Below are 10,340 nucleotides of genomic sequence, written 5' to 3' on the forward strand. Positions count from 1 at the left end.
GCCCGTTCGCCATCCCCACGGAGAGCCCCATGGCCATCACCCTGCCCGCCCTGCCCTACGCCCGCGACGCCCTCGCCCCGCACATCTCGGCCGAGACGATCGACTTCCACTACGGCAAGCACCACCAGACCTACGTGGACAACCTCAACAAGCAGATCGCGGGCACGGAGTTCGAAGCCCTCGACCTCGAGTCCATCATCCGCAAGTCGCAGGGCGGCATGTTCAACAACGCCGCGCAGGTGTGGAACCACACCTTCTACTGGAACTGCCTGAAGCCGGCCGGCGGCGGCGAGCCCAAGGGCAAGCTGGCCGAGGCGATCAACGCAGCCTTCGGTTCGTTCGCGGCCTTCAAGGAGCAGTTCACGCAGACCGCCCTGACCACCTTTGGCTCGGGCTGGGCCTGGCTGGTGCAGCGTCCGGACGGCACGCTGGCCCTGGTCTCGACCTCGAACGCGGCCACCCCGCTGACGGGCAATGACACCGCGCTGCTGACCTGCGACGTGTGGGAACACGCCTACTACGTCGACTACCGCAACGCCCGCGCAAAGTACGTCGAGGCCTTCTGGAACCTCGTCAACTGGGACTTCGTCGCCAGCCAGATGCGCTGATGGCGGAGGCGCTGCTCTCGATCGAATCGCTGGCCGCCGCCCACGGCGGCCGGCGCGTTTTCGGGGGCGTGTCGTTCGACCTGGCGCGCGGCGGCATCGCCGCGCTCCTCGGGCCCTCGGGCACCGGCAAGACCACCCTGCTGCGCGTGATCGCCGGCCTGCATGCACCGGAGGCCGGCATGGTGCGCCTGCGCGGCGCCGACGCCTCGGGCCTCAAGCCGGAGAAGCGCGGCGTGGGCTTCGTATTCCAGGACCTCGCGCTGTTCCCCCACCTCGACGTGGCGGGCAACGTCGGCTTCGGCCTCTCGGCCTGGCCCAAGGCCGAGCGGGACGCCCGCGTGGCCGACCTGCTGGCGCGCACCGGCCTCGATGGCCTCGGCGCGCGTCGTCCCCATGAACTCTCCGGCGGGCAACAGCAGCGCGTGGCATTGGCCCGCTCGCTGGCGCCGAAGCCGGATCTGCTGCTGCTCGACGAGCCGCTCTCCAGCCTCGATGCCGACCTGCGGCCGAAGCTGCGCGATGAACTCCGGGCACTGCTGAAATCCGAAGGCACCGCGGCCCTGCTCGTCACGCATGACCAGGACGAAGCCTTCGCCTTCGCCGACACCGTGGGCGTGATGCTCGAAGGCCGGCTGGCGCAATGGTCGCCGGGCTACGAGCTCTACCACCGTCCGGCCAGTGCCGAGGTGGCGCGCTTCGTCGGCGACGGCCGGCTGTTGCCGGTGCGCTGGCTCGATGCCGACCGCGTGGATTCCCCGTTCGGCCCGCTGGCCGTGCCGCGCGCCGAGGACGCGGGGCCCGTGGAAGCCGGCCGCGAGGGCCTGCTGCTGCTGCGCCCGGACGATGTCCTCGTCGGCGAAGGCGAGACGCCCGCCGTCGTCGTCGACATCACCTTCCACGGTGCGGATTCGCTGCATCGCCTCCGCCTCGACGACGGCACCGAGCTCAGCGCACTGGCGCCCAGCCATCGCCGCTTCACCGTCGGCGAGCGCGTGCGCGTGCGCCCCGACCTCGCCCACGTGGTGGTGTTTCCGCGCTGAGCCAGGGCGCGCGGCGAGCCGTCGGCGCTAGAGCCAGCCTTTCTGCCGCGCGAGGCGATGCGCTTCGACGCGGTTCGCGGCACCGAGCTTCCCGATCGCCTCGCTCAGGTAGTTGCGCACCGTGCCATTCGACAGATGCAGCTGCTCCGCGATGTCCTGCGAACTCAGCCCCTCGCCCGCGAGGCGCAGGACGGCGCGTTCGCGGTCGGTGAGGGGATCAGCTTCTTCTCGCCAAGCGTCGACGGCGAGTTCGGGGGCGATGGCGCGGCCGCCGCGATGCACGTCGCGCAGGGCCTGAGCCAGCTTCTCGACCGGCGCATCCTTCAGCAGGTAGCCGCGCACGCCGGCATCAAGCGCGCGACGCAGGTAGCCGCCGCGGGCGAAGGTGGTGACGATGACGACGCGGGTGGCGAGCTTCGCTTCCTGCACCTTGGCGGCGAGGTCGAGGCCGGTCAGGCCGGGCATCTCGATGTCGGTGAGCAGCAGGTCGGGCTGGTGCTGCTGCACGGCCTTCCAAGCGCTGTCACCGTCGCCGGCTTCGGCGACGATGTCGATATCGGATTCGAGGGCGAGCAGGCCGGCCAGGGCGCCGCGCAGCAGGGCCTGGTCTTCGGCAAGGACGATGCGGATCATCCCGCGACGCTAGCGGCGCGCGTCGGCTCCGTCCAGCGGCAGCAGCAGGCGGAGCCGGGTGCCGGCGCCCGCGGCGCTGTCGAGCGTGAGCTGCCCGCCCAGGGCCTCGACGCGCTCGCGCATGCCGGCGAGGCCGTTCCCCGGCGTCCCCACGATCCCGGCGCCGTCATCCTGGACGTCGAGCTGCACCGCCCGCCCCTGCCGCAAGAGGCGCACCTGCACCTGGCCCGCGCGTGCATGGCGCAGGACGTTGGTGATCGCCTCGCGAAGCCCCATCGCCAGCGCGTTCTCCTGCGCGGCGTCGAGGGGTGGCAGCGGGTCGACCTGGGCGTCGAAACCGAGGCCCGCGCCCACCGCGGCCAGTCGCGCGTTGACCAGTTCGTTCGCGATTTCCGCCGAGCGCATGCCGGTCACGGCCTCGCGCACCTGCTTCAGTGCGTCGCGGGCCACCTGCTCGACTTCGCCGATGTGCGTCGCGGCGGCGGAACCGTCGCGCTCGGCCAACTTGCGCGCCAGTTCGCTCTTCAACGCGATGACGCTCAGCGTATGGCCGAGCAGATCGTGGAGGTCGCGGGCGATGCGTTCGCGCTCGGCGACGCGGGCAAGGCGGTCGACCTCGGCCTGCGTCAACCGCAGGCGCTCGTTGCGCTGCATCTCGCGCTTGCCGAGGATGGCGCCGGCCAGCACGGCGCCGCCGATCAATCCGGGCGCGACGATGAAGGGCATCGGCATCGACAGCACCCATAGCCAGCCGGCGTAGGCCGCCAGCAGCGCGACGGCCACCCCAGCCGCGATGCGCCAGCGCTGCGAAAAGCCCAGCGAGGCGAAGGCGTAGACGAGCAGCGTGTTGCCCCCGGAGTTCCATGGCGTGAGCGCGAAACCCGTGGCCGCCATGGCCAGCGCCGCGAGCAGCCCCATGCGGCCCTCGAAGAGGAAACTCTTCCAGTAGATCGGCAGGAACACCGCCAGCGCCGCGAAGGTGAGGCCGACGGCGAGCGGCAGTTCCTCGCCCACCCAGACGAGGGGCAGGAAAACGAAGATCAGGTAGACGAGGTTGAGGCGCCGCCACGCGCGCTGCGACGCATCGCCGGGCTCCGCCGCCATGGCGGCGCGGAGCGTGGCCGTCGGCGCGGCGGCGTTGGGGTCGCGAGCGGTGGCTTCGGGCGATGAGGTGCGCATGGCGGCCAGTCTAGCGGGCGCGCCGACGCTGCACGGCCAGCGCGAGCACGAGGAAGAGCACGCCCGAACCGACCAGCACGGCGAGGGCCAGCGGCACGTTCGCTTGGCGCAAACCGACGATGGTGAGGGCGAGGTCGCCGAGATGGAACGCCGGCAGCACCGGTGCGAACCGCTGCATCACCTCAGGGAACATCGTGATGGGGAACCACAGGCCGGACAGCACCGACATCGGCAGGTAGACGAGGTTCACCACCGCGACGGCGCCGCGAGCCGGCACCAGCGAACCGATCAGCAGGCCCATGGCGCAGAACGGCAGCGCGCCCAAGGTCAGCGTGGCCCACAGCAGCAGCCATCGCCCCGCTTCCAGCCTCACGCCACCGGCGAGCGCCGCCAGCGCGCTCAGCGCCAGCACCACGGCGAGGGCGAACACCATGCTGGTGAGCACCCGGGCGATGAAGTGCACGGCCATCGGCATCGGGGAGACTCGCTTCAACCGCAGCCAGCCCATCTCCTCGTCGAGGGCCAAGCCGACGCCAAACCCGAACAGTGCCGGCCCGATCACAGCGAAGGCACCGTAGGTGGCGAGCAGGTAGTGCGCGGGCGCGGCATTGCCGGTCTTCGACGGCAGCAGCAGGCCGAACAGCGCGTAGAACATCAGCGGGAACAGCAGCGTGGGGACGCTGAAGGCCGGCAAGCGCCAGACCTGCAGCAGCGAATGGCCGGTCTCGATGGCCTGCAACCGGAGCAGGGAGGTGGCTTGCGAGGTCATGCGGCACTCCGATGGGGCATCGCGCCCCGAGGTTCGTCTTGGGCGAGCTCAAGGAGGCTGTCCTCGAGGCTGGCGGGAACCACCTGCAGCTCGGACAGCGCGGGATCGCGCCGCAGCAGCTCGCGGATCACCGCATCGGCGTCGCCGCAGCGGAGGACGAGTCGATCGCCTTCCCGATGCGCCTCGCGCACGCCGGGCAGCGTCCGCACTTCGTCGAGCCCGAGCGCGCTGCGGCAGCGCACCCGCGTGCCGCCGCTGCGTGCTTTCAGCTGCATGGGCGTGCCTTCGGCGACCGCGCGACCAGCCCGCATCACGACCACGCGGTCCGCCAGCGCGTCGGCCTCTTCCAGATAGTGGGTGGTCAGCACCAGCGCCGCCCCCTCCAGACGCAACCCGCGCAGCACGGCCCAGAAGGCGCGCCGCGCCTCCACGTCGAGGCCGGTGGTCGGTTCATCGACCAGCACGATGCGCGGCCGACCGCAGATCGCCAGCGCGAACTGCACGCGCCGCTGCTGGCCGCCGGAGAGGGCGCCGTAAGGCCGCCCCTCCAGTCCTTCGAGGCCGGCCAGCGCGAGCGTTTCCGCTTCGGCTCGGGGATCCGGGTAGGCCGCACTGAACTGCCGCACCAGTTCGCCCACGCGCAGGGTTTCCGGCAAGCGGGCTTCTTGAAGCATCACGCCCAGCCCGCGTCGGGACGCGGCCGATCGGGGGTCGCCTCCACACAGTTCGACGCGACCCGCCTGCGGCCGCAGCAGGCCGGTGAGCAGGCCGAGCGCGGTGGTCTTGCCGGCGCCGTTCGCGCCCAGCAGCGCGAGCACTTCACCCGCGTGGATGTCGAGGTCGAGGCCGTCCAGGGCGGTGAGCGCCCCGTAGCGGTGGGTGACGCCTTCGAGGCGCGCGACGATGTGCGATGGGGTGGCGTTCATGGGGTCCTCCGTGACGATAGGGTCGCCGCGTTCACGCTGCGCGCGCAGTCGCGGGCGTCAGCTGAATGCCCTGACATCTGTCATCCCGCGGGCTGTAACGCAGGTGCCCTGCGTTTCGAATCCACGTTCGGCCCCTCTCGCTCCGGATCACCATGAACACCGCATCCACCAGCCGCCTCGCCCTCGCCACCCTGCTCGCCGGCGCACTCGCCGCCTGCGGCCAGGCCCCGGTCACTCCTGCGCTCGCCAGCGCGGTGGCGCCGAAGCCGGACGTCCCCCGCGAGCATCTCGACGCCGTTGTGCTGGGCATGGGCTGTTTCTGGGGCGCGGAACGCCGAATGGCCGCCCTCCCCGGAGTCATCAACGTCGAGAGCGGCTACGCGAACGGCGAAGTCCCGGGCACCTATAGCGACGTGCTGAACACCGAGCGCGCCCGCAAGCTCGGCCTGTCCGATGCGCGCAACCACGCCGAAGTGGTGAAGGTCGTCTTCGATACGCGCGCCACCACGCTTGCCGCCGTGCTGGCCGGCTTCTGGGAAAACCACGACCCCACGCAAGGCGACCGCCAGGGCAACGACATCGGCAGCAACTACCGCAGCGCGATCTACACGCACGGCGACGCGCAGCTGCGCATCGCGCAGGCCACGAAGACGGCGTTCCAGACCGCGCTGGCGGCCGGGGGCTATGGCGCGATCACCACCGAGATCCAGCCGCTCACGCGCTACATCGCCGCGGAGGACTACCACCAGGACTACCTGGTGAAGAATCCGGACGGGTATTGCGGGCTCGGCGGCACCGGGGTGAAGTTCCCGGCCGAAGCGCTGGCCGATCTTGGCGTCGCGCTGCCAGCGGCGAGCGACACGACGGTCGCGAACGCTGCGGCGAGCGCCCCGTCCGACGCGATGGCGGCGCGCCCCACCCGCCTCGACGGCGCCAATCTCGACGCCACGCGCCAGCTGGTCGTGTTCGAAGCCACCGACTGCGCCTTCTGCGCCAAATTCCGCGCCGAAGTGAGCGATGGCTGGCAGTCGTCGGTGCCGATCGCGCACACCCTCGACGCCCGAGAACCCGAGGGCTGGACGCTGGAAAAGCCCCTGTTCGCCACGCCCACCATCGTCCTCTTCGAGAACGGCAAGGAGGTCTCGCGCTACACCGGCTACAACGGCGACAAGGCGCGCTTCTGGCAATGGCTCGGCTTCCGCCTGCTGACCGAGGAACAGCGCGACATCGCCTTCGAGAACGGGACCGAACGCCCCTTCACCGGTTCGCACCTCGACGAAAAGCGCCCCGGCACCTTCGTCGACCCGATCACCGGCGCCCCCCTGTTCCGCACCGACACCAAGTTCGAGAGCGGTACGGGATGGCCGAGCTTCTTCCAACCGCTGCCCGGCGCGGTGACCTACCACGGCGACCTCAGCCTCTACGGGGTGCGTACCGAGGTTCGCAGCGCCAGCTCGGGCATCCACCTGGGCCACGTGTTCGAGGACGGTCCGCCGCCGACCGGCAAGCGCTACTGCATCAACGGCAACGTGCTGACGTTCGTGCCCGACGAGGAGGTCGCGACCGATGCCACCGCTGCGGCAGGGCCTGTGACAGGCGTTTGAAACACCGGGGGTTACGGGCATCCGGGCCCGGTGCTAGGATCGGGCCCAAGTTGTTGTTCCCAAAGGGAAAAACAGCGCCTCGCGCCGCCGCGGCGCTGTTTTCTTTTCACCGACCGGAGTTTCCATGAGCCTCGCCGCCCGCCTTCATCCGCTTCGCGCCCACGCCGGCCACGTCCGCACCACCGGCCTTGCCGACGACGTGATCGAGCGCTTCGGCGCCACGCACCCGCAGCTCGGCGCCGCGATCGACGCGGCGCTCGAAGCCTTCGAGGCCATCAAGGCCGAGTTCCCCGAGCTGCTGGACCTCGACGAAGCCGAGCAGATGGGCATCGCGCAGGCCGGCTTCCTGAACTTCTACCCGGATGACGCGGTGAACCCGTACATCGCCATCGCGGCGCGCGGCCCGTGGGTGGTCACGCTGAAGGGTGCCGTGGTCTACGACTGCGGCGGCTACGGCATGCTCGGCTTCGGCCACACGCCTTTCGCTGTGCTCTCGGCGATGGCCAAGCCGCAGGTGATGGCGAACATCATGACGCCGTCGCTTTCGCACCTGCGCCTCGACCGAGCCCTGCGCGCCGAGATCGGGCACACCCGCGGCGGCTGCCCGTACACCAAGTTCCTCGCGCTGAACTCGGGTTCGGAGTCGGTGTCGCTCGCCGGCCGGATTGCTGACGTCAATACGAAGATCCACACCGATGCGGGCGGCCGCCACGCTGGCAAGCGCGTGAAGCGCCTCGCGGTGAAGGGCGCCTTCCACGGCCGCACCGAACTGCCAGCGCTGTACTCGGATTCGAGCCGCAAGAATTACGCGCTGCACCTCGCCAGCCACAAGCACCACGCCGACCAGCTGATCACCATCGAGCCCTACTCGATCGACGCCCTGCGCCAGGCCTTCGCCGATGCGGAAGCCAATGGCTGGTACTTCGAAGCCATGTTCATCGAGCCGGTGATGGGCGAAGGCGACCCGGGCCGCGCGCTGCCCCCGGCGTTCTACGCCGAGGCCCGCCGCCTCACAAAGGAACACGGCACCCTGCTGCTGGTCGACAGCATCCAAGCCGGCCTGCGCGCCCACGGCGTGCTGTCGATCGTCGACTACCCGGGCTTCGAAGGCCTCGAGGCCCCCGACATGGAAACCTATTCGAAGGCGCTCAACGCCGCGCAGTTCCCGATGTCAATCCTCGCCGTCTCCGAGCGCGCCGCTGGTCTCTATCGCCGCGGCACCTACGGCAACACCATGACGGCCAACCCGCGCGCCATGGATGTGGCCGCCGCCACCTTGGGCCAGCTCACGCCAGCCTTGCGCGCCAACATCACCGCACGTGGCTCGGAGTTCCTGACCAAGCTCGAAGCCCTAAAGGCCGAACTGGCGCACGGCTATATCACCAAGGTGCAAGGTACGGGTCTGCTTTTCTCCTGCGAGATCTCGACGGCCTTCAAGTGCTACGGCACCGGCAGCACGGAAGAGTTCATCCGCGAGAAGGGCGTAAACGTGATCCACGGCGGCGTCAACTCTCTGCGCTTCACACCGGTCTTTGCGGTGAGCAGTGCCGAGGTCGACCTGATCGTGGATTCGGTGCGTCAGGCGCTCCTGCATGGGCCGCGCATTGCCGAGGCTGAAGCGGCCTGAGGCAATCCCGGGCGCAACTCTTCGACGCTCGATCAAGATTCAGTGGAGGGGTAGTGGAAAAAACGGCGTCGAAACGCTACGGATCCGGCGCAGTCGTCGCGGCGCTGGTACTGATCGCCGCCGCCTTCCCGCCTGCCGGTTCGGCCGCTGCCGGGGCAGCGGAGGCACAACCCTCGCCGACCGCCTTCGACGAAGCCTTCGACCGCCTCTTGCTGGAAGGCCTGACACCGACCCGGAACGACGAAGCACCCCTCAGGGCCGCGCTCGAACCCTTGCTGCCGGGTGGAGACGTCGTTCGGCGGCGGCGGCTGGAAGCGCTTGCATGCCATGCCATCGACGGCACGGCCAAAGAGGGTCTGGCGCGTGCCGATCGGCTCATCGCCGTCGAATCGGGACCCAACGGCGACGCCATCGCACTGTCGCTCGCGCACGCTTGCCGCGCCATCCACCTGCCCGAATCGGGTCCGCTGGAGCCGGTCATCGCGGGGTTCGATGCGGCGGTGGACTCGGCTCGACGCACCAACCATCCGACGCTGCTCATCCAGATGCTCATCGAGCGCAGCGGCGCGCACTCGCTGGACGGCCAGTACGCGAAAGCACTTCTGGATGCGCTTGAAGCCAACGACGCCCTGCAGAAGCACGGCGACCCGTTGATGCTCGCCCTGAACATGCAGTTCGTAGGGATCGCATACCGGCGGATGGGCGATCTGGAACTCGCGGAACAATTGCTCACTCAGTCCCTCCAGAACCCCGTGATCCAACGGGAATGGGTCCATCGCGTCTCTGCGCTGCTGCAGCTGGGCTACCTGTACGAGGACACGAAACGCTACGCGAACGCCCGACGATCCTTCGACGCCGCCATCGAGCTCTGCACCGTCAACAACAGTCCGATTGACTGCGCGTATGCGCGACTGGGTCGCGCCGGCGTGGATGCCGTCGACAAGCGCCCGGGCGCTGCGCTGAGGACGCTGGAGCGGGTCGAAGCGGATTTCGCTGAAGCGGGCATCTCCGGAGAGAGCGCCATGATGGCGCTGGTTCGCGGCCAGGCACTTGCCGCACTGGGGCGCCGGCGAGAGGCCTTGGCGATGCTGGATTCGGCGATCACGACGTGGCGGTCCGAAGGCAACGAACGCTACCTCGCCATGGCGCTGCAACCGCGTGCGGCGGTGCTGGAGAGCCTGGGTCGTCCGGACGATGCGCTGAGCGACCTCCGCGAGTACCTCGAGATCTTCAAGCGCGAGAATGCCACGCGCGCGGAGCAACGCACCGAGTTCCTCCGGGAACGCTTCGAAGTGCGACGACGCGATTTCGAGAACGCCGATCTCCGTGCGAAGGAACGACTGCGTCAGCAGGAGATCGAGTCGCTCGACCGCTTGCGGCAGTGGCAAAACGTCGCCATCGCCCTCGGTGGGGCTCTGGTCCTGCTCTTGTTCGGGATCACCATGCGCCAACTGTGGCGGGCGCGCAACCTGAAGGCCCTCTCCGAGACCGATGCGCTCACGGGCGTGCCCAATCGCCGGGCGCTGCTGCACAAGGGGCAGCAGGCGTTCCTCGATTCGCGGAGGCGGATGAAAGCCCTCACGTTGCTGGCTCTCGACATCGACCACTTCAAGGCGGTCAACGACGCGTACGGGCACGCGACCGGCGACGCGGTGCTGGCCCGCATCGCGCAGGAATGCCAACGCACGCTTCGGCAGCACGACCTGATCGGCCGCATCGGCGGCGAGGAGTTCGCCGGCCTGCTCCCGGGGACCTCGCTGGAGGCGGCGGTGCAGGTGGCCGAACGGATCCGTGGCGGCGTCGCGGCCCTCGACCTCGACGACCTCGTGCCCGGGCTGCGCGTCACCATCAGCCTCGGCGTGGCCGCGCTCGACCGCCAGGACGCCGACTTCGCCAGCCTGCTCGATCGTGCGGACAAGGCCCTGTACCGGGCGAAGGAATCAGGCCGGGACCG

The 10,340-nt window shown here is 69.6% G+C and carries 9 protein-coding genes; 5 read left to right on the forward strand and 4 right to left on the reverse strand.

The features are described from left to right. Positions 1 to 29 precede the first annotated feature (29 nt). Entirely contained in the window at positions 30 to 608 is a 579-nt protein-coding gene (locus O9280_RS07080; protein ID WP_298340579.1) for a Fe-Mn family superoxide dismutase, read from the forward strand. Continuing rightward, on the forward strand, positions 608 to 1,648 hold the full coding sequence (locus O9280_RS07085) for an ABC transporter ATP-binding protein (RefSeq protein WP_298340582.1): 1,041 nt from the start codon (positions 608 to 610) through the stop codon (positions 1,646 to 1,648). The genes O9280_RS07080 and O9280_RS07085 overlap by 1 nt, the downstream gene beginning before the upstream one ends. Positions 1,649 to 1,675: 27 nt before the next feature. Here O9280_RS07085 and O9280_RS07090 read toward each other — a convergent pair whose 3' ends face one another. Genes O9280_RS07090 through O9280_RS07105 form a run of 4 tightly spaced genes read right to left on the reverse strand, consistent with a single transcriptional unit; the run spans position 1,676 to position 5,155 of the window. Then, on the reverse strand, positions 1,676 to 2,281 hold the full coding sequence (locus O9280_RS07090; RefSeq protein WP_298340584.1) for a response regulator transcription factor: 606 nt from the start codon (positions 2,279 to 2,281) through the stop codon (positions 1,676 to 1,678). Between the two features lie 9 nt (positions 2,282 to 2,290). Then, the gene (locus O9280_RS07095; protein WP_298340586.1) at positions 2,291 to 3,460 is read right to left on the reverse strand and encodes a sensor histidine kinase; all 1,170 of its coding nucleotides are present in this window, start codon (positions 3,458 to 3,460) and stop codon (positions 2,291 to 2,293) included. A gap of 10 nt (positions 3,461 to 3,470) precedes the next feature. Beyond that, the gene (locus O9280_RS07100) at positions 3,471 to 4,229 is read right to left on the reverse strand and encodes an ABC transporter permease (RefSeq protein ID WP_298340588.1); all 759 of its coding nucleotides are present in this window, start codon (positions 4,227 to 4,229) and stop codon (positions 3,471 to 3,473) included. Beyond that, a complete protein-coding gene (locus O9280_RS07105) occupies positions 4,226 to 5,155 on the reverse strand; it encodes an ABC transporter ATP-binding protein (protein ID WP_298340590.1) in 930 nt (309 codons plus the stop codon). The genes O9280_RS07100 and O9280_RS07105 overlap by 4 nt, the downstream gene beginning before the upstream one ends. Before the next feature lie 152 nt (positions 5,156 to 5,307). Between O9280_RS07105 and msrA the strand changes: the two genes are divergently transcribed. The 3 genes from msrA to O9280_RS07120 all read left to right on the forward strand — a co-directional run. Continuing rightward, positions 5,308 to 6,759: a peptide-methionine (S)-S-oxide reductase MsrA gene (gene msrA, locus O9280_RS07110; RefSeq protein ID WP_298340592.1), complete on the forward strand. Its 1,452-nt coding sequence runs from the start codon at positions 5,308 to 5,310 to the stop codon at positions 6,757 to 6,759. Positions 6,760 to 6,883: 124 nt separating this feature from the next. Next, positions 6,884 to 8,386, forward strand: a complete 1,503-nt coding sequence (locus tag O9280_RS07115) for an aminotransferase class III-fold pyridoxal phosphate-dependent enzyme (protein WP_298340594.1) — start codon at positions 6,884 to 6,886, stop codon at positions 8,384 to 8,386. A gap of 53 nt (positions 8,387 to 8,439) precedes the next feature. Then, positions 8,440 to 10,340, forward strand: a 1,901-nt coding sequence (locus O9280_RS07120) for a GGDEF domain-containing protein (protein WP_298340596.1), incomplete at its 3' end; no start/stop codon positions are given.

Origin of the sequence: Silanimonas sp., assembly GCF_027531545.1 — a bacterium.
Classification (GTDB): domain Bacteria; phylum Pseudomonadota; class Gammaproteobacteria; order Xanthomonadales; family Xanthomonadaceae; genus Silanimonas.